The 23,890-nt window shown below is 49.3% G+C and carries 23 protein-coding genes; 11 read left to right on the forward strand and 12 right to left on the reverse strand.

The genetic code is table 11. The annotated features are described in order from the left end of the window. The first annotated feature begins 18 nt into the window (after positions 1-18). The 7 genes from J4760_RS13260 to J4760_RS07280 all read left to right on the forward strand — a co-directional run bounded on the left by J4760_RS13260 (position 19) and on the right by J4760_RS07280 (position 4,843). Positions 19-153: a hypothetical protein gene (locus tag J4760_RS13260; RefSeq protein WP_255695344.1), complete on the forward strand. Its 135-nt coding sequence runs from the start codon at positions 19-21 to the stop codon at positions 151-153. Positions 154-188: 35 nt separating this feature from the next. Further along, positions 189-344: a hypothetical protein gene (locus J4760_RS07255; protein ID WP_237605275.1), complete on the forward strand. Its 156-nt coding sequence runs from the start codon at positions 189-191 to the stop codon at positions 342-344. 94 nt (positions 345-438) lie between these two features. Beyond that, the gene (locus J4760_RS07260; RefSeq protein WP_370637546.1) at positions 439-1,689 is read left to right on the forward strand and encodes a cytochrome P450; all 1,251 of its coding nucleotides are present in this window, start codon (positions 439-441) and stop codon (positions 1,687-1,689) included. A gap of 107 nt (positions 1,690-1,796) precedes the next feature. Beyond that, positions 1,797-2,099 (forward strand): metal-sensing transcriptional repressor, encoded by a 303-nt coding sequence (locus tag J4760_RS07265; RefSeq protein WP_145289344.1) that lies wholly within the window; start codon positions 1,797-1,799, stop codon positions 2,097-2,099. Between the two features lie 81 nt (positions 2,100-2,180). Further along, complete coding sequence (gene copZ, locus J4760_RS07270) at positions 2,181-2,390, forward strand: copper chaperone CopZ (RefSeq protein WP_145289341.1); 210 nt, start codon at positions 2,181-2,183, stop codon at positions 2,388-2,390. A gap of 152 nt (positions 2,391-2,542) precedes the next feature. Next, entirely contained in the window at positions 2,543-3,778 is a 1,236-nt protein-coding gene (locus tag J4760_RS07275; RefSeq protein ID WP_145289338.1) for a hemolysin family protein, read from the forward strand. A gap of 78 nt (positions 3,779-3,856) precedes the next feature. Further along, positions 3,857-4,843 (forward strand): Gfo/Idh/MocA family protein, encoded by a 987-nt coding sequence (locus tag J4760_RS07280; RefSeq protein ID WP_145289335.1) that lies wholly within the window; start codon positions 3,857-3,859, stop codon positions 4,841-4,843. A 75-nt stretch (positions 4,844-4,918) separates the two neighbouring features. Here J4760_RS07280 and J4760_RS07285 read toward each other — a convergent pair whose 3' ends face one another. Next, on the reverse strand, positions 4,919-5,851 hold the full coding sequence (locus tag J4760_RS07285) for an aldo/keto reductase (RefSeq protein WP_145289333.1): 933 nt from the start codon (positions 5,849-5,851) through the stop codon (positions 4,919-4,921). 182 nt (positions 5,852-6,033) lie between these two features. Between J4760_RS07285 and J4760_RS07290 the strand changes: the two genes are divergently transcribed. The 3 genes from J4760_RS07290 (at position 6,034) to J4760_RS07300 (ending at position 8,427) form a co-directional block, all read left to right on the forward strand. Beyond that, positions 6,034-6,885 (forward strand): MBL fold metallo-hydrolase, encoded by an 852-nt coding sequence (locus J4760_RS07290; protein ID WP_237605276.1) that lies wholly within the window; start codon positions 6,034-6,036, stop codon positions 6,883-6,885. Positions 6,886-6,946: 61 nt separating this feature from the next. Next, entirely contained in the window at positions 6,947-7,798 is an 852-nt protein-coding gene (locus J4760_RS07295) for a metallophosphoesterase (RefSeq protein WP_145289330.1), read from the forward strand. Further along, a complete protein-coding gene (locus J4760_RS07300; RefSeq protein WP_145289328.1) occupies positions 7,798-8,427 on the forward strand; it encodes a LysE family translocator in 630 nt (209 codons plus the stop codon). Before J4760_RS07295 ends, J4760_RS07300 begins: the two co-directional genes overlap by 1 nt. A gap of 70 nt (positions 8,428-8,497) precedes the next feature. Here J4760_RS07300 and menC read toward each other — a convergent pair whose 3' ends face one another. After that, entirely contained in the window at positions 8,498-9,637 is a 1,140-nt protein-coding gene (gene menC / locus J4760_RS07305) for an o-succinylbenzoate synthase (RefSeq protein WP_237605277.1), read from the reverse strand. Positions 9,638-9,648: 11 nt separating this feature from the next. Next, a complete protein-coding gene (locus J4760_RS07310) occupies positions 9,649-11,088 on the reverse strand; it encodes a YfcC family protein (protein ID WP_237605278.1) in 1,440 nt (479 codons plus the stop codon). Positions 11,089-11,180: 92 nt separating this feature from the next. Between J4760_RS07310 and J4760_RS07315 the strand changes: the two genes are divergently transcribed. Continuing rightward, entirely contained in the window at positions 11,181-12,287 is a 1,107-nt protein-coding gene (locus J4760_RS07315; protein WP_237605279.1) for an amidohydrolase, read from the forward strand. Between the two features lie 126 nt (positions 12,288-12,413). Here the strand turns inward: J4760_RS07315 and J4760_RS07320 are convergent, their stop codons facing one another. The 9 genes from J4760_RS07320 to J4760_RS07360 form a co-directional block, all read right to left on the reverse strand. After that, entirely contained in the window at positions 12,414-12,938 is a 525-nt protein-coding gene (locus tag J4760_RS07320; protein WP_145289317.1) for a hypothetical protein, read from the reverse strand. 78 nt (positions 12,939-13,016) lie between these two features. Beyond that, a complete protein-coding gene (locus tag J4760_RS07325) occupies positions 13,017-13,265 on the reverse strand; it encodes a hypothetical protein (RefSeq protein WP_145289315.1) in 249 nt (82 codons plus the stop codon). Positions 13,266-13,307: 42 nt separating this feature from the next. Further along, positions 13,308-15,953: an MMPL family transporter gene (locus tag J4760_RS07330; protein WP_237605280.1), complete on the reverse strand. Its 2,646-nt coding sequence runs from the start codon at positions 15,951-15,953 to the stop codon at positions 13,308-13,310. After that, positions 15,937-16,401, reverse strand: coding sequence for a MarR family winged helix-turn-helix transcriptional regulator (locus J4760_RS07335; protein ID WP_237605281.1), 465 nt, complete (start codon positions 16,399-16,401; stop codon positions 15,937-15,939). Before J4760_RS07335 ends, J4760_RS07330 begins: the two co-directional genes overlap by 17 nt. A 164-nt stretch (positions 16,402-16,565) precedes the next feature. After that, positions 16,566-18,560, reverse strand: coding sequence for a catalase (locus J4760_RS07340; protein ID WP_237605282.1), 1,995 nt, complete (start codon positions 18,558-18,560; stop codon positions 16,566-16,568). Between the two features lie 147 nt (positions 18,561-18,707). After that, the gene (locus tag J4760_RS07345; RefSeq protein ID WP_237605283.1) at positions 18,708-19,814 is read right to left on the reverse strand and encodes a mannitol-1-phosphate 5-dehydrogenase; all 1,107 of its coding nucleotides are present in this window, start codon (positions 19,812-19,814) and stop codon (positions 18,708-18,710) included. A 1-nt stretch (position 19,815) separates the two neighbouring features. Continuing rightward, complete coding sequence (locus J4760_RS07350) at positions 19,816-20,241, reverse strand: PTS mannitol transporter subunit IIA (protein ID WP_145289302.1); 426 nt, start codon at positions 20,239-20,241, stop codon at positions 19,816-19,818. Positions 20,242-20,258: 17 nt separating this feature from the next. Further along, positions 20,259-22,259, reverse strand: a complete 2,001-nt coding sequence (locus J4760_RS07355; RefSeq protein ID WP_237605284.1) for a BglG family transcription antiterminator — start codon at positions 22,257-22,259, stop codon at positions 20,259-20,261. Between the two features lie 27 nt (positions 22,260-22,286). After that, on the reverse strand, positions 22,287-23,729 hold the full coding sequence (locus tag J4760_RS07360) for a PTS mannitol transporter subunit IIBC (protein ID WP_237605285.1): 1,443 nt from the start codon (positions 23,727-23,729) through the stop codon (positions 22,287-22,289). Between the last annotated feature and the right edge of the window lie 161 nt (positions 23,730-23,890).

Below are 23,890 nucleotides of genomic sequence, written 5' to 3' on the forward strand. Positions count from 1 at the left end.
AGGTGGGTGAGAATATCCATGTCAAAAGGAAATAAAAAGAATGAGACGCCATTCCATAAGAATGAAGCCTGGTACACCTTTCTATTCGAAATGTTCCTGAACTCATTCGGACTCATCGCAAGAATGATAAAAGGCATAATCAGTGCACTGTAACTGTAGGGCGTCTCACATCTGGAAGGTGAAGATATATGCGTATTGCCATTGCTCTGGCGTCAGGAATATTTTTTCTGCTGCTGGTGGGGATCGGATTTGATAACTGGCTGTTCGGCGTACTTGCCGGCGTGTTTTTTGCAGTGACGAACTACTTTGTATTCAGACCAGGGGACGATAAGAAGCAGACCTGAACCAGGATCTGTTTTCTTGTACTGCTTCATATGCTTAAAGCTCAGGAGAAGGGGAAGAGAAGGTTACCAGCAACGCATTCATAGGAGGGATATGGTGGCACAGAACATGCCGAAAGATGAAGGGTTCGATCGGACGCTGAGCGTGCTTAAAGAAGGATACGGATTCATAATGAACAGGCGCGAAGCATTGAATACGGATGTATTTGAAACACGGATCATGGGAGAGAAGGCCATCTGTCTGACAGGCAGCGAAGCGGCGGAGCTGTTCTATGATGATACCCGCTTCAGACGGCGGGATGCGGCGCCTGCCAGAGTGAAGAAGACACTGTTTGGTGAAGGTGGCATACAGACGCTGGATCAGGAGGCGCATCGCAACAGAAAAGCCATGTTCATGTCTCTGATGGATGATGAAGCAATGGACGAAATCGGTATGCTCGTGCACCAGTATTGGCATCTTTATTTTAAAGAAGCTGAAAGTCTTGAGACCGTGTCGCTGTATGAAGCTGCGAAAGTGGTCTTTCTTCAGGTCGCTTGCAAGTGGACAGGTGTACCGCTCGATGAATCCGAGACAGAATCGCTTGCGACGCAGATTTCCGACCTTTACGAATCACCGGCTGCGCTCGGGATACAGCACTGGAAAGGCCGGCGTTCCCGTTCGAAACTTGACAGCTGGATTGAAGGTCTCGTAGAGGATGTCAGGGAAGGCCGGATCGAAGTGGATCAGGGCAAAGCCCTCTATACCTTTTCCTGGCACAGGGATGAAAAGGGCAGCCTGCTGGATAAGGAGACTGCAGCGGTTGAAATCTTGAATCTCATACGGCCGATGAACGCTGTCAGCGTATGGGTGGCAATGATCGGTCTTGCCCTGCATGAATTTCCTGAGGAAAAGGGCAAACTGAAAGGTGCCGATGATATCGAGCTTGAATGGTTCATCCAGGAAGTGCGGCGCTACTATCCATTCTTCCCTTTCGCTGCTGCAAGGACGGATACCGACTTCGAGTGGCAGGGCTACTTCTTTGAAGCCGGAACACTCACACTGCTCGATCTCTATGGTACCAACCGCCACCCTTCGGACTGGGTGGAGCCTGATACGTTCATGCCGGAACGCTTCCGGGGGTGGCACCAGACGCCGTTCAACTTCATTCCGCAGGGCGGGGGGAGCTACGACTTCGGCCACCGGTGTGCCGGAGAATTCGTAACAATTGTCATGATGCGGACGACACTCGATTTCCTTGTCAATGATCTGGAATATGACGTGCCGGAACAGGATTTCAGCTTCGAGTTCAACGATATTCCGGCAGTGCCGAATGATAAGGTGAAAATAAACAACTTCCGGTTCCTCTAGCCCGCACCGGGGCAGTGCTTCAGACTATTTATCTTGAAAAACATACCCGGCGCGGGTACGATAAATATAGTGAAAGATTTCAGAGAATCGAAGGAAGTGAAATGATCATGAATGAACATCTGCATGAACATGCTGTCATCCCGCGGACGGATGAGGAAAAGGACAAGGTGATGAATCGATTGAAAAGGATCGAGGGCCAGATACGGGGCATCCAGAAAATGGTGGAGGAAGACCGCTATTGTGTGGATATTCTTGTCCAGATCAGTGCCGTACAGTCGGCACTCAAGAATGTTGGATACTCTGTGACTGAGCGTCACATGAAGCATTGCGTCACAGACGCAATCAATAAAGGTGAAGGTGAGACATCCATCGAAGAACTGATGGCAGTGCTCAAGCAGTTTTCCAAATAGGTATCCAGATGCATCCACAGTGGGTGGAAAGGGTACATCTATGGAAGGCGAAGCAAAATTATCAGGCAAAGGGGAGTTTACATGGCTCAGAAAACAATCATGGTGGAAGGTATGACCTGTGAACATTGCAGAAGTGCCGTCGAAGGCGCGCTATCAGGACTGGAAGGCGTAGACTCTGCCAGCGTCGATCTCGATGCGAACAAAGTGGACGTACAATATGATGAATCGCAGGTGACGGAATCTGCCATGAACGAAGCGATAGAAGATCAAGGCTATAATGTGTCGGCATAGACGAAATTCTGCCTGCTCTTTAGAGAGCAGGTATTTTTCTATAGGCGATAAGATAATTCAGTACACATTCACATCAAAAAATGGTAAAATGAAAAGAATCTGTGTAAAAAACATATTAAGATAATCAGAGATATATTCGAGGAGGATAAAAATTGATCATTGCGATCATCATACTGCTGTTCGTCTCACTGTTCTTTTCAGGCAGCGAAACAGCCCTGACAGCAGTCAATAAAATGAGATTACAGTCCAGGGCGAATAAAGGGGATGCTTCTGCAAAACGCCTTCTGAGACTGGTTTCAAGACCGAGTGTATTTATTACTACAATACTTATCGGCAACAATATAGCGAACATTCTGCTGCCGACACTTGTCACGACGATGGCGCTCGAGTACGGAGTCAATGTTGCGATTGCTTCTGCTGTACTTACCATTACAATCATCGTCTTTGCCGAGGTCATCCCGAAGTCGGTAGCGGCAACATTCCCGGAACCGATTGCCATGGCCGTGGCACCTGTCATCACCTTTTTTGTGGTCATTTTCAAGCCGATCACCGTTGTGCTCAACTGGCTGACGGATGCACTTGCCAGAATACTTTCAAAAGGTGAACTGGAAGGCGCTGCATCTGTTTCCAAGGATGAACTGCGAACGATCGTCGATATCGCAGATTCCGAAGGGATGCTCGCGAAGGATGAGTCATACCGTATCAAAGGTGTACTGGAGTTCCGTAATCTGAACGTGAAAGACGTTCTGACGACACCAAGGACCGAAATGGAGGTCATATCCTCCACGGCAACATATGAGGAAACGCGTGATCATGTCATCCGTCATATGTATACACGCTATCCTGTATATGCTGAAGACATGGATGACATCATCGGTGTATTCCATTCCAAATACCTGCTCCAGTGGTCGGTCGATCCGTCCAAAAAGCTCATGGACTTCTGTGACCTGGATCCACTGATCATCCATGAGTTCCAGCCGGTCGAGTACGTCCTGCGTAAAATGACGAAGGAACGGCGTCATCTCGCAGTCGTTATTGATGAATTCGGGGGGACGGAAGGTATTTTGACCCATGAAGATATTATAGAAGCAATGCTCGGCTTTGAGATTGAGGATGAAACAGATCTCAGGAACGATGCGCTTGTGGAATCCATAAGTGAGACAAGAATTGTCTGTGACGGAAAGATTACACTGCATCGGCTCAATGCCATATTCGACACGGATATTCCACAGGAGGAAGATACGCTGTCAGGATTTCTGCTGAAAGAATTCAAAGATTTCCCTGTAGAAGGGGACACGCTCCGCTACGATGGCCTGAAGTTCGAAGTGATGGTCATGGAAGACCAGATGATCCGTAAAGTGGATATAGTGAAAGAGGAAAGTGAATAGAGGACGTACATCCGCTTGGATGTGCGTCTTTTTTATATGGTAGACTATAGGAAAGTATCAGGAAAAGGAAGGGTTCAATTGAAAATTTCAACGATAGGCACGGGATTCATCGTAGACCGCTTCATAGAAGCCGCGGAGCAGGTTGAAGGGGTAAAAGTATACGGCGTGCATTCCCGCACGAAAACACGCGCCAGATTGTTCGCAGAAGGACATGGAATCGACAACTACTTCACGGACGTGGCAGAAATGCTTACCGATGACCAGTACGATACGGTCTACATCGCTTCACCGAACAATCTGCACTACAAATATGCCAGACAGGCACTCGAACATGGCAAGCATGTAATCTGTGAAAAGCCGTTCACTTCAAATCTGCGGGAGCTGCAGGACCTGATTGCCTTGAGTCGGGAGAAGGGGCTGTTCCTGTTCGAAGCGGTCACCGGCATTCATCTGCCGCACTACAAGGTGGTAAAGGAAAATCTGCACAGAGTGGGGGACCTCAAAGTGGTCCAGGCGAACTACTCGCAGTACTCGAGCCGCTATGATGCACTGAAATCCGGGGAAGTGCCGAATGTCTTCAACCTGGAATTTTCGGGTGGTGCCTTGGCGGATCTGAACATCTATAACCTCCATTTCGTCATCGGACTGCTCGGGAAGCCTGAAGATGTCTTCTACTTGCCGAACAAGTTTGAAAATGGCATCGATACTTCCGGCGTATGTGTGATGAAATATGTAGGAAGCATCGCGACGTGCATCGGATCCAAGGATACGAAAAGCGAAAACAGCATTCTGCTGCAGGGGGACAAGGGATACATCAAAGTCAATGGCTCAGCGAACATCATCGATTCCGTTGAAATCCAGACTGATGATTACGATGAAACGATCGACCTGGGACAGCATGAAAACAACATGGTGTCTGAACTTGAGGATTTCAAGGAGATCTACGATAATGGTGATCATCAGTCGGCGTCCGGGTGGCTGAACCACTCCATAAATGTCATGGAAACATTCGAGGAGGCCAGAAAAAGCGCCAGTATCATGTACCCGGCAGATAATGGCCGGTAGGAGCTGAATATACGTTTAAAGACCACCCCTCGGCCAAACCGATGGGTGGTCTTCGTTCCGGCAATCGAACTATCGTCAGGGCACCATATTACCGGCTGTCGCATAGATCTGATACCATTCTTCACGACTGAGTCTGACATTTCCGGCTTTGGCGATATCTTCAAGCCTCGATGTGTCGGTTGTGCCGACAATCGTCTGCATGGTGGCAGGATGTCTCAGTATCCAGGCTATCGCAGCCGCGTTCTTTGTAATGCCATGGGACTGGCCGATATCCTCAAGCACTTTGTTGAGTTTTTCAAACTTTGGGTCGTCCATGATGATGCCTTCAAAATAGCCGTAATGGAAAGGCGACCATGCCTGCAGCGTTACATCATTCAGACGGGACTGCTCGAGCAGCCCGCCATCCCTGTCTGCGGCCCCTTCAAAAGGTGTGTTGGCCTGCATGCCGCTGTTGACCAAATGAGCAGCGGCAGGTCCGAACTGTACCTGGTTGGTGATGAGCTTGTGTGATGTATGTTGTTGGACAAAGTCGAACTGGTTGGCATTGAAGTTGCTGAGTCCGAAGTGTCTGACCTTTCCGGTATCATGAAGCCTGTCAAATGCCTCGGAAATCTCTTCCGGCTCCATCAGTGCATCCGGGCGGTGCAGCATGAGTAGATCCAGGTAGTCGGTACCAAGCCTTTCCAATATGCCATCAACGGCGTCAATAATATACGCCTTCGATAGATCATAATACTGGACGTCTTTTTTTCTTTCATGACGAATACCACATTTGCTCTGAATCAGGATATCCTTCCTGTCCAGTTCGGTTGCCAGCAGCTTGCCGAATTTCCGTTCACATTCCCCCCGGCCATATATATCTGCATGGTCGAAAAGGTTGATGCCGTGTTCGATTGCTGTGCTGATGTGTCTGGCCAGTGCATCCGTCTTCATTTCCGAAATGCGCATGCAGCCAAGAACGATTCTTGAAGCTTCGAGTTCCGAACCTCCGAGATTGATTCTATCCATATTGATCACCTCACATTCATTTTAACATATAAGAGATAACAGGCTGGACGACAAGATGCATGTCGCTTTCATCAGGTGCTGAAATGATGGACTTGTCTCCGGGGACCCGATATTTTTGGAATGAAGTTGTGTATGCGAGGGTAAATGAATGCTGTAGACATTAAATTTCAAGGGGGATTACGATGAGCAGAATGCAGTATGGCAGTGACTATAAGAATATCCCGACGTACTCGACAGAGAGCGGCAACGTGACGGAGGTGCTCCCGGACCTTTGCACCTACACGAACAAGATCGTCAATCTGCACATGGTCGGCCACCCGGATGCGCAGGACTTCGTACTGGTGGATGCCGGGCTGACCAATTCGGCGGAAGCAATCATCAAAGTGGTGGAGGACCGCTTCGGAGAAGGGGCGAGGCCCGGGGCCATCGTTCTGACCCATGGCCATTTCGACCATGTCGGCTCCATCATCGAACTGATCGAGCATTGGGACGTCCCGGTCTACGCACATAAGCTTGAGCTTCCCTATCTGACCGGAAGGACACCTTATCCGGATCCAGATCCGACAGTGGAGGGGGGCATGATGGCCAAAATGTCCTCGATCTATCCGAAAGAGCCGGTTGATCTGGCGGAGAACGTGCATCCGCTGCCGGCGGACGGCACAGTACCGTATCTGCCGGAATTCGAATGGATCCATACACCAGGACATTCCGACGGACATGTATCATTCTACCGTGCATCGGATGGTACATTGATTGTCGGAGATGCATTCGTCACTGTGCAGCAGGATTCACTCTACAAGACGATGGTGCAGAAAAAGGAGATCCATGGACCACCGGTCTATTTTACAAACGACTGGGAAGCGGCAAAGGCATCGGTGGAGAAACTGGCATCCATTGAACCGGAAACAGCCGTATTCGGCCATGGCAAGGCACTGAAGGGTGAAGAATTGCGTGAAGGCTTGAACACGCTTGCTGAAAACTTCGATGAAGTGGCGAAACCGTCGCACGGTAGATATATAGATGACGAAAAATAGAATATGAGTTTCAAGGCGTGCCGATTTGCTCTATAATGGAAAGAAAAATCGAGGTAGTCATATGAAGATTTCCCAGATTGTACTAGGCTTTTCCATTGCGTTGGCGCGCTTTCTCTATAAGCAGGATAAGGACATCATCACAACGTACCATACACATGCATCCGTCCGGGTACCCCCGGCATTCGACGGCTTCAAGATCATCCAGGTGTCGGACTTCCATAATGCCTGGTTCGGCTTCCGTTCTGCCAAACTGATCCGTGAAATAAAGAAGATCGATGGCGATGTCATCTTTGTCACCGGCGATGTGATCGACCGGCGTACACCGAACTTCAGGCGGTCTATGCAGCTGATCACCCAGTTAGTCGGTATTCTGCCGACCTACTATGTGACGGGCAACCATGAAGCCCACTATAGAAAATTCGATAAGCTCGAGCAGGCAATCGATGCCTCCGGCATGAAGAATATCAGCAAAAGCAATGAGTGGATCAATATCGGTCATGAATATATCAGGGTGATCGGTATGGAGGATCTCTGGTTCTATGGCACGGACGGTGATCACCAGGTGACAGCCGATTTCAGACGGGATCTCGAACACAGACTCGAGAACAGGCCCGATCGCTTCACCATTGTACTGTCGCACCGTCCGGAACTGTTTGATATGTATACACGCTTCCCGATCGACCTCGTGTTCACCGGTCATGCCCATGGCGGGCAGATCCGCCTGCCGATCGTCAAAGGGCTCTACGCGCCGCACCAGGGTGTACTTCCCAAGTATACTGAAGGCGTATATGAAAAAGATGGTACCAGCATGGTCGTCAGCCGGGGGCTCGGCAACAGCCGCTTCCCGTTCCGTGTATTCAACCGTCCGGAGATCGTCGTCATGGAACTGAAGCGCACGGAGGGGGCGGAGTAATGGACAACTTGATGGCATATATAGCGGTCGTCATCGTGCTCGCAATGATGCCAGGTGCCGATTCGATGATCATCATGAAGAATACACTCAACATCAACAGCAATGCAGGCAGGGTGACGATCCTCGGCATCGTCCTCGGTCATCTGTTCTGGACGTTCATCGCCGTCATCGGCCTCGCTGTCGTCATTGCGAATTCGATCATACTGTTCAGTACCATAAAATATATCGGGGCCGCCTATCTGATCTATATCGGCATCAGAAGCTTCACTGCAGGCCAGCTTGTCTCTGTGGATGATCTGAAAGAGAAGCAGCAGCAGGCGAAAGGGCAGTTGGGCGAAGCGTTCCGGCAGGGGCTGATCAGCAACATCCTGAACCCGAAAGTGCTGCTGCTCTATATCACCATCATGCCGCAGTTCATGACCGTCGGGGGCAGTATTGGAGAGAACCAGCAGCTGGTCATACTGGCCGGCCTGCTGATCGGCATCTCATCACTATGGTTCCTGCTTGTCGTCGAACTCGTCAACATCATGAAAAAATGGCTCAAAAGCAGGATGTTCCAGAACTGGCTCGCCAAAGGTGCCGGCGTCGTACTCATCCTGTTCGGAATCCGTACTGCACTCGACGCCTGATGGACAATATTCATAAGCATAAATAAACCCGTAACCGGGTTTCCCGGTTACGGGTTTCATGCATTTGAAATCAGTTATAGAAGTTCATGTCCGGGACATCCGCCTCTGTGATCACGTCGGTCTGCTTCAAGTATTGCTGCATCTTGTCAAAATCGACTTCTGCTCCGATGCCGGGCGCGCTGCTGACTTGTACAACACCGTCTTTGGCAACGACCTCAGGCGTGATGATGTCTTCATACCAGTATCTGCTTGATGATGCCGTATCACCAGGCAGTGTGAAGTTGCCAAGTGTCGTGATGGCGATATTGTGCAGACGGCCGACACCCGCTTCAAGCATGCCGCCGCACCATAATGGAATATCATGCTTCTGTGCAAGGTCGTGGATTTTTATGGACTGTGTAATGCCGCCGACACGTCCAACTTTCACATTGATGATCCTGCAGCTGCCAAGCTCGATGGCACCGAGGGCGGCCTGATAGGAATCGATGCTTTCATCGAGACATACCGGAGTGGAGATCTGTTTCTGCAGTTTGGCGTGGTCGATCAGATCTCCGGCAGCAAGCGGCTGCTCGATCATCATCAGATCGAATGCATCGAGTGCCTTCAAAGTTTCGATGTCATCCAGCGTATAGGCGGAATTGGCATCGGCCATGAGCGGGATATCACCGAAGCGGTCTCTGATCCTGCGGATCATATCGACATCTCGTCCGGGCTTGATCTTCACTTTGATGCGCTTGTAGCCCTCATCCACCTTCTCCTTGACTTTCTCGAGCAGCAGCTCATCAGTCTCCTCGAGACCGAGTGAAATTCCGACCTCAACCTGAGTCTTCTGTCCACCGATGGCTTCAGCCAGTGTCATATCGTTCTGCTTGGCGTACAGATCCCATACGGCGCCTTCGATGGCTGCTTTTGCCATATTGTTTTTTTTGAAGGGCTTGAACAGTTCCCAGACTTCGTCCGGATGATCTATTTCATTGTGGATGATCATCGGTGCAAAATACTTCTTCATCGCAATGATGGATGCATCCATGAACTCTTCCGAGTAGAGTGGATCCTCCCCGGACACGCACTCCCCGAAACCGGAGCGGCCTGTTTCATCAATGGCTTCCACAATCGTAATGAAGCGGTCCTGCTGTGTACCAAAGCTTGTGGTGAATGGTGTTTTCATCTTCATCGACAGCTGATGCAGTCTGATTTCTGTAATCTTCATTCATTTTCCTCCTATACTGGTCCCCAGTTGATTGCGACAAGCACAATCAAATAGATGATACCAAGAACATACCATATAAGGACGAGCGGCAGGGCGAATTTGACCCATTTTGTATATGGTACACCGGCAATGGCGAGATTTGCCATCAGTACACCGGAGAGCGGGGTGATGATATTGGTGAAGCCGTCCCCCATCGTATAGGCCTGTACAGCGACCTGTCGCGGGAAGTCCATGATGTCGGCGAGCGGGGCCATGATCGGCATGACTATTGCTGCCTGGCCACTGCCTGATGTGACAATAAGATTGAACAGTCCATTGGCCAGGAACATGATGATGGCACCGGTCGTGCTGGAGAATGGTTCCATGATGATCGCCATGAAGTTGACGACACTATCCAGTACCATACCCTGCTCGAGGATGACGACGATCGAACGGGCCATCCCGATGATCAGAGCACCGTAGAGCACCGTATTGGCCCCTTCGATGAAGGTGGAGATCATGTCGTTGACGTGGATTCTGCCGATGATGGCTGCAGCCACCATGATGATGAGGAAAACCGCAGACATTTCACCGAGACTCCACTCGGCAACAAACACACCAGTGACATAGGCACCGATTCCGCCTGCCAATGCCAGCAGTACGAGGATGTGCTTCAATTTCATGTCCTGCTGGCCGAGCTCTTGTCCCTCTGAAGGTGTTTTAGGAAATGGATTCTCTTTCAGAATACCGCGGCTCGGATCCTTCTTGATACGGTTTGCGTACCAGATGACGTATGCCATGGTCGCAATCAGTGCAATGACATACATGATGACACGTTCTCGTGCACCGGAGAAGAGCGGGATTTCAGCAATCTGCTGGGCGAAGCCGATCGTCAGCGGGTCCAGTACGGCGACACCGAAACCGACATAGGCACCCAGATAGATGATGGATATGCCGATGATGGCATCCATCTTCATGGAGCGCGCAAGAATGATGCCGAGCGGAATGAAGGCGATGACGGCATTTACGATGATGCCGAGCGTACCGAAAATGGAAAAGACGATCATAACGAGCGCAATGAGCAGCCATTCCTTATTTTTAGTGATGCGGATGATTTTCGTTACCAGCGCATCGATGGCGCCCGTTCTTTCGATGACGGCAAACGCACCGCCGATGATCAGAACGAGAAATATGAGATTCGAGGTACTGACAAGCCCTTCGACGATGGCGCCGAAGACATCGAGGAATCCGGCCGGGTTGGAATCGATGATACTGAACGTGCCGGGTATGATGACATCGATGCCTTCCGATGACTCCTCCGTTTCAAACGTACCTGCTGGGATTATGTATGTAGCGACAGCTGCAAGGACAAGGAAGAAGAATAGTATGGCGTAGGCATCCGGCATGCGGAATCCTCTCTTTTTCCTTTGTTTCACTTCACTTTCTTCAGTGGATCTGTTTTTATCCGTCATAAAATACCTCCTATTTGAATTTTCAAGCAATTAAATATATTATAGTAGACAGTGAATGATTATTCAATAAGTTGCATGGAAGGAGTTTTATTTTGCTGAAAGACAACATTCAGGAAGTATTTGAACATATACACGAGCACCCGGAACTGAGCTATGAGGAGACGGAGACAACCGAGTACATATACAACTATTTGAAAGAGGCAGGTTTTGAACCCGTCAAGTTCAGCAATACGACAGGACTCTACTGTGATGTCGGCAGCTTTGAAGACGGAAACCTGATCGTCGGCATCAGAGCGGATATCGATGCACTGTATCAGGAAGTGAACGGCATCAAGCAGGCGAACCACTCGTGTGGGCATGATGCACATACCGCAATGGTCATCGGCACGATGCTGAAGATAAAAGACGATCCGGCGCTTGAAGCAAAAGGTGTCCGTTTCATTTTCCAGCCTGCCGAAGAAGTCGGGACAGGAGCACTCTCTGTTGTCGATGAAGGGGTGATAGACGATCTGGACTACTTTTTCGGCATCCACCTGAGACCGATCGAGGAGGCGACGAACGGTTTTGCCACTCCGAGCATCGAGCATGGTGCTGCCGGTTCGCTGAAGTTCAGGATTGTCGGTCAAGATGCGCATGGCGCAAGACCGCATCTGAACCATAATGCGATTGAGGTCGGGGCGGATATCGTCAATATGCTGTCCAAGATACACATCAATCCGGTCATTCCCTCTTCAGTCAAAATGACGAAGTTTCTCGCCGGCGGGAAGTCGTTGAATATTATACCGGGTGTGGCGGAATGCGGCATTGATATGCGTGCCCAGACAAATGAACAGATGGACAAGCTGAAGGAGCGGGTCTTCAATATCCTCAAATACATCGAGGAATTCTACGACGTCAAAATAGAAGATAAGGAGTTTTCTGGAATCGTCGCAAGCGAGAGTCATCCTGATGCGATTGAAATACTGCGCAGATCCATTGTGGATGTACTCGGGGAAGAGAAATGCCTGGAGCCGGTTGTGACAAGCGGTGGGGATGATTTCCATTACTACACTGTCAAACTGCCAAATCTGAAAGGGGCGATGATCGGCATCGGTTGCGACCTCAAGCCGGGTCTGCACCATCCGTACATGTCATTTGAACATTCGGCAATGCAGAATGGTACTGAAATACTGTACCGTGCCATTGTGAATGCACAATAACTCCATGAAAGAAGGGATGGGGAAGAGATGCGCGGTCTTCATCCTGGTGATCATGCTCGCAGCATGCGACTGCTTGAAATACCGCTGGAATAGAAAAATCCTGGACACAGTCCAGGATTTTTCTGATTATATACTCTTATACTGCTCTTCGTTTATGCTGCTTTCATCAACGATGCCCATCGCATCTTCTTCCAGTTTACGATTGTAGAGGAAGAGGATGATGATGGCTGCGATACCGACAGTGAGCATGTTCAAGAGAGCAAGCAGGGCAGCTGTACCAAAGTTCTTCGTATAGGCTTTGAAAATACCGAGGAACGCAATGGATTCCATAAGAACGTAAGTGATGGCGATGTCGCCGATCGAAAGTCCCATCAGATATACGACGATACCGATGATGGCAAATGCGACTCCGATGGTTTTAGGATTGAACCTGCCCCGGTCGATGACATGTCCATCATACATCTGACCGCCAAGATAGAATGTACCGAAAGGAACAAATCCAAGCAGCGGCATATCAAGATTCTTTTTCTCAGCAACGCGGAAAAGGAAATATCCCTGCAGCAGCCATTTGACGAGGCCGATCAGTGAAAAGAAGATGAACAGCAGTATACCGACGATGGCAAGACCAGCTAGAAGACCAATTATTTCCATGTTTATTCACATCCTTCAGTGAAATTATACCATATCTCGAGAATACCATAAAATAAAAAGCAGGCCCGAAGGCCTACTTTATCTGCCGTATCTACGGTAGTTTCTGGCATTTATTTTCTCGGCACTGCGGTATGCATCAATAACAGCGTAAATCCAGACAATCGGCAGGAATATATAGCCGACAAGTACAAAAGTCAGAGCACCATTTACCATCTGGATAAGAATGATGATGATCCCTTTCAGGATCTGGCCATTATATATCTGCCCGAGTCCGTTAATCAGGGCACTCAGGACAGCTGCGACACCGGAACTTTTCTGTGAAGGCATGTTTTCACTCCTCAAGTTTTCTTAACAGATTATACATACCCTTTATTCCTTGTCTTTAAACTTGTCCTCTCGCGCTCTGCCACCAGGCATTCTGAATGGCCACCAGTTGCCGCGTCCGAATGTGATGACGAATGCGGGAACGAGCAGTGGCAGTACGATGAATGCGTAGAATAGCAGGGCGAAGATGATGATGCTTGCGACCTGGATCAGTATGATCATGCCGGACGGAAGCAGTGCGGCGAATGTACCGGACAGGATGATGACTGCCGTAATGACGACGCCACCCATCCGTCTGATGGACTGCTCGATTGCATCGCGGATGCTGCGCCCGGTCAATTCTTCACGGAAGCGGTCGATGATGAATATCGAGTAGTCGATGCCGAGTGCTGCGAATATGATCAGACTGAAGAATGGTACCGCCCAGTTCAGTTCACCATATCCGAAGAATCCGAGCAGCCACTGTGTAATGGTTACGGACGCGAAATAGGTGATGAAGATCGAGCTGATCATTGAGATCGGCAGGATCAGGGATCTGAAAATGATGGCCAGTACAACGAATAACGTCAGTATGAATATCGTTACAACACGGTTGTAGTCATCATTTGAAATCTGGTTCAGATCACGGTTCATGCTTGTGACGCCCGAGAAGTATGCGTCAGTATCCTCGCGACCAAGACGCTGGAGCTCATCCTCCACCGTTGTTTCGATATCATTCAAGGTCGACATGGCTTCATGACTGTATGGATCGACGGCAAGAACGACGTTCATGATGAGCGCTTCATTGCTGTCGCCGAATGCATACTGGTCGACCGCGTCCTGAATTTCTTCATTATCTATAAAGGATTGGGGCACGTGGATGCCGGTCTGGTCAACGGCCTCATTGGTGCTGATGCCCTCAAGCAGGGTGGATACTTCTTCAAGACCGTTCTGGATCTCGTCGATGCCTGCGGCCGAATCTGCAAGGCCATTGCTGAGTTCGGTCAGCTGCTCGCTTGCTGCAGCCTGCTGTTCAGTCAGCTGGGTATTGGCAGCAGCCACTTCCTCGGATAGCGTCGTCAGCCCATCCTGTACTTGGGAAAGCTGCTGTGCGGCTCCTTCGGCATCCCCTGTCTGGGTCATATACTGGGTGATCTGGCTGATATTGCTGTTGATGTCATTGATTCCCGTCTCAAGCTGCGACAGGTCACCGCCTGATGTGCCTGTATTGGCAAGGCTGTCACTTGCTTCAGTCAGACCAGTGGATATTTCCGCCAGGCCATCCTGCATGTCAGCAATACCTTCATTTGTCTGCTCGAGCTGATTGCGCACATTGAGATCTTCAATTGCTTCACCGGCAGGGCGTGTAAGCGTCTGCACTTCTTTTACACCGTCAAGACTTGCTACTGTGGAAGCTACGGCATCCAGCCTCGACAGGCTTTCCTGATTCAGCAGGTCATCGCCATTGGATATGATGACTTCTACCGGGAACAGCTGTCCCTCGTCGAAATTTTCACTGACGACATTGGTCGCATGCACGGTGGAGTAGCCATCATCCAGCTCTTCGATGGAGTCGAAATTCACTTCATCATCATAGAATAGAGCAATCGCAATCAGTATTGCGAAAATGGAGAAGATGATCCGTGTCGGATACTTCAACGACAATATGCCGAGTGGTGTCCATAGTCTGCTTTCCTTGAATTCCGTCTTCTTGATGTTCGGCCAGAAGATGTATCTGCCAAGCAGGTACATCAGTACCGGCAGCAGTGTGAAGATCGCCAGCAGCAGGAAGACGACACCGAGTGCCACACCGACTGCGGAACGGTATATTTCAAAGTTTGCAAAATAAAGCACACCGAACACGATGGCGCCGGATAGACCACTGATGAATACCGTCTTGCCGGCAGTGGAGAAGGTGCGGATGACGGCATCGTACTTTTCACGATGCTCGAGCTCCTCCTTGAAGCGGTTGAGCAGCAGAATACAGTAGTCGGTACCGATACCGAACAGGATGACGATCAGAAAACTCTGTGTCTGTGGCGAAATCGGAAAACCGAACCAATGTACAAACCATCCGACAAAGGACTGGCCGAGCAGATAGGCAACACCGACAACTGCTACAGGTACAAGTGGTGTTACGATGGACCGGAACATGAGCAGCAGTACACCGACAACGATGATGACTGTAAATAATTCGGTGGACTGGATGCCTTCCATGGCATCCTGTTCGACTGTAGCCTGAATCAGTTCATTTGAAGTCAGGGAAGTTCTGGCTTCGGTTGTATTCATTTCTTCTATCGAGTCCGCAACACTGCTGATGTCGTTCAGTGGACCAACATAATCCATCGGAATCATGATGACACCATTCTCATTGTTGATGAAGTTGCTCTGGACAGATTCTTCATAAGTAAAAGGATTGATGACATTGTCCACTTCATCAAGGGACCTGATTTCTTCAATGTACGAGACAATGTCGGATTCGTGTGTATCGACTTCATCGTCAAACTCGAGAACCAGGGACATTGTTTCCTTATCTTGTCCGTACTCTTCAAGGAACTGTCGTGCCTGTTCACTTGGAGAATCATCGGATAGCTGGATATCCCCTTTTTCTGTTGCCAACTGGGTCAGGTTGGGCGAGAGGATGTAGGTCGCAACAGTAAAGATGAGCATCAATACTGTAATCGGCCATTTGAACTTAAGAATGTGTTTCATCGTGGGTACCTCCAGGTATATACTTCAAAATTGTGAGTGTTGCTTCGTAAAGCTTTCTTTCTTCTTCCTGCGTAAGATAGGAAACATCCGCTCTGATCTTGCCGAGAATATTATCCATGAACTCCTCAAGCAGCTCTTCCGCTTCCTCGGTCATGCAGATCAGCTTGGAGCGCTTATCCTGCGTCAGCTCGTTCTGCCTGATGGTGACAAGCTTCTTGCGCTCAAGCTTCTTGACCGTATGCGTAATGGCACTTCTCTGGACATTCAGTTCCAGTGCCAGCGCGGAAGGCGTCGCATGACCATTCAGATAGATGTACTGGATGATGTCCATCTGGGTTTTGGAAATATGGAGTCTTGCAACAGAGTCGGTAACATCGTTGAACACTTGCGTGTATCCATAACCGTATATGTCCCTCAAGTTGTGGACGATATCATTTTTTCTTATCATGTATTACAGCCCCGCTTAATTGTTGAGCATGCTCAACTAAATGAAATATACCACAGTTTAGCATGAGAGAGGGGGGCGGGGTCAAAAGATAAGATGTGACACTTTTGTAATTATGTAAGGAATAAAAAAAGAGACACCTCGAGGGTGTCTCCTTATTATGATGACTATCTGTCCCAGATGCGGTGTGCTTTGACGTCTTCCAGGAACTGGTCGACGTCCTTTTCGATATCCGTGACGCCTTTTGCATCCAGTGAAAACGGCAGCGCATCCGAAATATCTCCTTCATCGATGCCATAGCCGATCGCTTTCTTATGCTTGAAGGCGACGGCGAGGTTTTCGATTGCTTCCGGCTGCAGCTGTGCTTTACCTTTCAGTACAACCACGGCATCGAACAGTACGGAGTGTACAGTATCGAACGTCTCTTCAACTCTTACGTCTCCGATGCTGTGGATCTTATCCCCGATGAAGCTGACTTCAATACCATGCTTTTCAAATTTTTCTTTTGTTTCCTTCAGGGTCTGCTCCGCAACATCCGGTGTGATCATGACGCCGATGGTGCGTGTCTCAAGCGAAGCAGGGGTGTTGGACATACTGAGTGCCGGGGAGCTTTTATCGTACGTGGATTCCTCCACCGCTTCAGGCAGATCCGCACCGACTTTATCCGCAACATATTGAGCCATCTCACGGTCGATCTTATTGATGACTTCCTTCAGGACATTGTTTCTGACATCCATGCTCTTGCATTTGCCGAGCTCGAAGCTCAGGGCATCGAATATATGCTGCTTTTCATGCGGCTGCATGGAGTTCAGGAAGAGTTTTGCCTGACTGAAATGATCTTTGAAGCTCTCGCTTCTGGCCCGGATCTTTCTGCCTTCGACTTTTTCGTTATAGTGTTCAAAGCCGCCTTCTTCCGGACTGGCCGGTTCGGGCTGATTATCATTCAGAGCATTCTTATGATAGGATGTCTGTCCTTTTGTAATATTCATCTGATTGTAGCCTTCCCGCTGGTTGTTTGCAAACGGGCAGACGGGACGGTTGATCGGAATCTGATGGAAGTTCGGTCCACCGAGTCGGATCAGCTGTGTATCGGTATATGAGAACAGCCGGCCCTGCAACAGCGGGTCATTGGAGAAGTCGATGCCCGGCACGACATGTCCAGGGTGGAAGGCAACCTGCTCCGTTTCTGCAAAGTAGTCGTCTACATTCTGATTAAGCGTCATCTTGCCGACCAGCTGGACCGGAACATCCTCCTCCGGCCAGATTTTAGTCGGATCAAGCACGTCGAAGTCCATGTTGAACTCGTCCTCTTCAGGAATGACCTGCAGTCCGAGTTCGAATTCGACGGCATTTCCCTTATCGATGTTTTCCCATAGATCCCTGCGGTGAAAGTCGATGTCCTTGCCGTTTATCAGCTGGGCTTCATCCCAGACAACCTGATGGGCACCGAGTTTCGGTTTCCAGTGGAACTTGACGAAGTGGCTCTTGCCTTCCTTGTTGACAAGTCTGAATGTATGGACACCGAAGCCTTCCATCATTCTCAAGCTCCGTGGAATGGCCCGGTCACTCATCAGCCACATGATCATATGAGCACTTTCCGTGTTCTGTGAAACGAAATCCCAGAAAGTATCGTGGGCCGAAGCGGCCTGTGGAATTTCATTATGCGGCTCAGGCTTTACAGCATGGACGAGGTCCGGAAACTTGATTGCATCCTGAATGAAGAATACAGGCATGTTGTTGCCGACAAGGTCATAATTGCCTTCATCCGTATAGAATTTCGTTGAAAAACCGCGCACGTCACGTGGGATATCCATGGATCCACGGTTGCCGGCAACTGTGGAGAATCTGACAAATACAGGCGTTTTCTTACTCGGGTCTGTAAGAAAGTCGGCTTTTGTATACTTCTCCAGAGATTCATAGACCTGGAATTCACCATGTACCCCGAACCCTCTCGCGTGAACAACACGTTCCGGAATACGCTCATGGTCGAAATGGGTCATCTTTTCACGGAAGTGGAAATCCTCCATGAGGGTCGGACCACGTTCACCCGCTTTCAGTGAGAACTCGTCCTCACTGATCGGTACACCCTGATTTGTCGTCATTTTCGCTTTTTTTGTATTATCAATCGTATTTTTCTGCAGTTCTTCTTTTTTCTTATTCATGATAAGCCCTCCTGGAAAATGATATCTTCCATGCCATGTTAGCAGTTGCAAGAGGGGATTACACATATTTATGCTGCCTGGTTTCATCGACTATAAAGTGGGGTAAAATAATAAATTCCCGTGCATCTGAATGCACGGGAATTTATATTATATGCTGGATTTAATCTCTTCTATAAGCTGGCTGCCAAGTTTACTGTGCTGGGCCAGGAACCCGTCTGTTCCAGCTGATTCGATTCTGGCATTCATCTCGACCTGTTCCGGATCTTCGCTGTTATCGAACTGCAATGTGTACATGACGAGTTTCGATAATGCCTCGTGATCCATATTGTTTTCGTGCAGATAGACAAGTGGTTTGATGATCCGGTCATTCGGGCCGAGCTTCCTCAGAACACCGCGTCCAACACGGTCGAGATCATCCGACAGATATGGGTTTTTGAATCTGGCGATGATCTTTTCGATATATTCTTTCTGCTGAGCTTCTGTAAACTCATAATTCTCGGTCAGGTAGTGCGTCGTCTCTCCGAGTACTTCTCTCAGGTAGGCGACGACTTTTTCGTCGTCCATGGCTTCGGATACGGTCGTATAGCCGAGCGTCTTGCCATAGTAGGCGATGGCTGCATGTCCCGTATTTACCGTGAACAGCTTCCGTTCAATATACGGCATGAGGTCTTCTACATAATTTACACCTTCAAGCTTGTTTTCGCCTGCCCACTTGCCTCTCTCAATCACCCATTCATAGAACGGCTCGACCTTTACATCCAGTATATTGTCGTTCTTCTGTATCGGTACGATACGGTCGACAGCAGAGTTCGGGAAGCCGACGTTTGAAAGTGCTACTTCATCGACTTCCGCTAGAACGGCTGCCTTCAGTGAATCTGTTGCCAGTACTGCATTTTCGCACGCAATGATATTCAAAGGTCTGTCCGTCGTACGATTCGCCAGATGAGGTGCCAGTGTTCTCGCAATGATCGGCAGTATGTTGACGCCGACCGCGGTCGTAATGATGTCTGCTTCAGCTACCGTTTCAGCCAGCTTTGCTGTGTCATTGGCAGTGTGGATGCCGGAAACGCCGCTAATCTTATAGGATGCACCATTTTCTTCCGAAATATGGACCGTGTATTCATGATCCGTGTTCAATGCATCGATGATTTCCGCATTGACGTCTGCAAATGTCACTTCATAGCCGTTATCGTGCAGTACTTTGCCGATGAAACCGCGACCGATGTTGCCTGCTCCAAAATGAACAGCCTTCATATTAAAGGTCCTCGTTTTCGAACAGGTCGATGATTTCTTCGGCAGATGACGCATTGATTACTTTCTCTGCATTTTCCTCATCTGAAAACAGCACAGCAATCTTCTGCAGCATTTCGAGGTGTTCGTTGTTCTTGCCGGCGATACCGAGCACTACTTTAGCCTCGTTGCCGTCGAAATCGACGCCGCCCGGTACTTGTACGAGTGAGAGTCCGCTCTTGATGACGGACGTCTTGCCTTCATCTGTACCATGCGGGATGGCAAGCCCATTACCCATGAATGTGGAAACCACTTTCTCACGCTCGAGCATGGAGTCGATATACGCTTCCTCAACAGCCCCCTGGTCGACAAGGATCTGTCCAGCTTTCCTGATTGCTTCCTCTTTTGAGCCTGCTGTCTGGTTCAGTACAATATTTTCCTTCTGTATCATCTAAAATCATTTCCCTTCTATTTGTAGATTGTCCTAATATAGTTTTTTATTATATTTTCCACTTCATCCGGAGATTCAAACACCCGGCTGATATCGAGGTGGTGCTCTCCAAAGAGTATGCTTACGTCGCTGATCATGTCAGCAATCAGTGTATCTTCTGGAACAAGCAGCAGAATCTGGTGACTGACGGTCACTGCATCTCCTTTGTAGTTCCGGTCTTCTATACCCGCCTGGTTGTGAATAAACACCATCCGATGGGTTCTGATGACCGGAGATCGGATATGCGGATAGGAAAAACCAGTTTCTCCAACGGTGAATCCGGTTGTTTCGAACCGTTCTTCAAGCATTGTGATGATTTCCGAGATGTCGTCCTGTGACATGTGTGTTTCAGAGACAAGTGCATTCCGGATCGAGGCGATGGCATCGGTATGCTCCTCATCTGTAATATAATGCCGGTTGAGATACAGTTCCGATGCCTGGATGACCTGGTCCGGATCGATCTCTACCGCCACTTTTTCCCTCTCCGGCACACTCGGCAGCGGGGCGGCATCGAGACGTGAGATGGCCGCCATGATCTTCTTTTCATCACTGTCATCAAGCAGTGGACTGACAAGGATATAATTTTCAAGGTCGAGCGGAACGGTGCTCAGGACCAGCTCGTTATCATGGATTTCGGTATCCGCCACTTCGGATATGGAAAGCTCCTGTCGGATATACATATTGTTGAACTTGGTCCTCAGCTGGTTCGCCAGAATCCGGCTCGTGCCGATACCGCTTGAACATACCGTCGTCACTTCGATCTTCGGGTTGGCATGCAGGATGCCGCCGAAATGGATGATCAGAAATCCGATCTCCGATTCGTTCAGCTTGCGTGTCTTAAAGTGCTGCTTGAAGCTCTCACCGACGACTTCGAATAGTGCCGGATATTTCTCCTTTATTGTATCGAGCAGCGGGTTGACGGTGATGATGCCGGACTCCATCCGATGCAGTGTCGGTTCGATGTGAAGAATCAGTCCTTCCTTGAGTTCAGGGTAGGCGTAGAAAGGATAGTCCATCCTCCGGCTGACAGCATTGATGAACTGTTCGGTCGATGACTCGATGGAATCCGTGTCCCGTTCCGACTGGTACTTCCTGCGGCTGCCCCGGAGGTGCATGCATATGAAGTAGACCTCCTCTTCTGGAAAAGTGATCGAGAACTCTGCTTCCAGTTTGCTGGTCAGTGCCATGGACACTTCGAACTCCTGGGTTTCCCTCAATTCGTCTTTCAGCGACTGCTTTACCGATACGTTGTTGGCATGCTCGATCCGGTCTATTGCCAGTACGATATGGAGCGTCAGATTCAGATAAGCGTTTTCGGTCAGCTGGTAGGGCAGCACATCCAGTTCATCCATGAGCAGCCGTTCCACCTTGAAGATGTTGTCGGCTTCAAGCAGTCCCATAATCTTATTATTGACGAGGGAACTGAACACGAAGTTGTTCTCGATGACGGAGTAGATGCTGTTGGAGTTGAGTTCATTGACCATCATGTCGGCCAGGAAATTCTGCTTGTTCAGCGCATCACCGACAAGCCGGATGCCGACCGACCGGATCTTGGTGATTTCGAGTTCGAATGTGCGAAGCCTCTCCGTCATCTGTCCGATCAGTTCATCGACTGTATGCTCGCTGACCCCGAGTTCCACAGCAAGTGCACTCTTTTTGATGCCCTCCGAGTTCAGCATGAGGTTGTAGATGAGCGCCACTTTTTTCTCCTCGTTGCTCAGGTCCTTGTCCGCATGGGCATTGATGAAGGCTGTAAGTGCATCGATTTCTGATGTATCAAGCATCACCTTGACACCTTTCCTATACTCCCTGATCATCTGTATACCAAGCTGTTCGAGTGTTTCTGTCACATTCTTCAGCTCACGGTGGACGGTTCTTGACGACACACCCAGTTTATCCGAGAGCTCTTTAATAAGTAGAAAGGTACCATTATGATATATGAGCTCGTTGATGATTTTCTTCTCTCTTGAGCTGATCATAATGGTACCTCCTTTGGTTCATTCAGACTATTGTTGTTTCTTCAGTTCTTCTGTCAATTCATCGTATTTCGGGCTGTTCAGGAAGTTGTCGACTGAAATGTGTTTGGCAGTCGGCACTTTGCTTTCAGCGCGTTCAGTCAGTACTTTCTGGGTGATGATGATGTCTTCGTCACCTTTGAGCTGGTTGATTGCAGAGTTCGTCACTTCGATGTCGAGTCCTGCTTTCTTGAACTTATTCTTAAGCATACCCGCTCCCATGGCACTTGAACCCATTCCAGCGTCACAAGCGAATACAATTTTATCAACCTTGCTGTAGTCGAACGTTGTTGCGACCGCTTCATCAGCTGTCGCTTCCGACTGGCTCAGTGTACCTGCAACAGTGGACTTCTTGCCTTTTGCCGCTTCCATCTTCTGCGTTGCGCCTGCAATATCGTCATCAGGCTGTTTTGTAAACTTGAGCAGCAGTGAAGCGACGATGAATGATACAAGTGTTGCTGCGAATACACCGAGAAGCATGATGAGCAGATCCCCTCTTGGCGTCATGGCGGCGTAGGCGATGATACTGCCTGGTGCCGGTGGGCCGGAAAGACCGAAATCGAACAGCGTGTATGTCAGGATGCCGGACGCGCCACCAAGGATGGCTGCAACAACGAGTATCGGCTTCATCAGGATGTACGGGAAGTAGATCTCGTGGATACCACCGACGAACTGGATGATGGCTGCACCAGGTGCTGTTGCGCGGGCTGTACCTTTACCGAATACCATGTAGGCCAGCAGGATACCAAAACCAGGTCCCGGGTTCGATTCCAGCGTGAACAGGATGGAGCGTCCCGCTTCCTGCACTTCCTCGGTCGCAAGCGGTGTGAGTACACCGTGGTTGATAGCGTTGTTCAGGAACAGTACTTTGGCAGGCTCGATGAATATGCTTGCCAGTGGCAGCAGTCCTGCTTCGACGACGATGTCAACGAGGTTTCCGAGCATGTTGGTCAGCCATGATACGACTGGACCAAGCCCGTAGAAACCGAATAGTGCGAGCAGGAATGCAAGGATACCTGCAGAGAAGTTGTTGACGAGCATTTCAAGTCCCTGACGGATTCTAGGAACGAGGACACGGTCGAGCTGCTTGATCAGATAGCCACCCAGTGGACCCATGATCATAGCGCCGAGCAGCATCGGTGAATCCGGAAATGCAGTGATGATACCCATTGTCGCAGTGGCGCCGACAACCCCACCACGTACATCATGGACAAGCTTACCACCAGTATATGCAATAAGCAGTGGCAGCAGGTAGGTGATCATTGGACCGACCATGCCGGCGAGGTCCTCATTCGGCCACCAGCCAGCTTCAATGAATAATGCAGTAATAAGACCCCAGGCGATGAAGGCGGCGATGTTCGGCATGATCATGCTGCTCAAAAATGAACCGAACGCCTGAACTTTGCGTGAAAAGCCTTTCTTTTCTTCGGACATGTGTTTTCCCCCTTGTGAATAATTGGTTTGTAACTAAATGATAGCGTGTAACGTGTACGCTTACAATATAAACAAAAAGCGAGTTTGGCACACAAATCGTGACAAAACATATGTTATGTTTTAAAAGGCAAATACTGTCATGCTATACTGGAAAAAATGAT

Source organism: Salinicoccus sp. ID82-1 (assembly GCF_021991715.1).
In the GTDB taxonomy this organism is placed as follows: domain Bacteria; phylum Bacillota; class Bacilli; order Staphylococcales; family Salinicoccaceae; genus Salinicoccus; species Salinicoccus cyprini.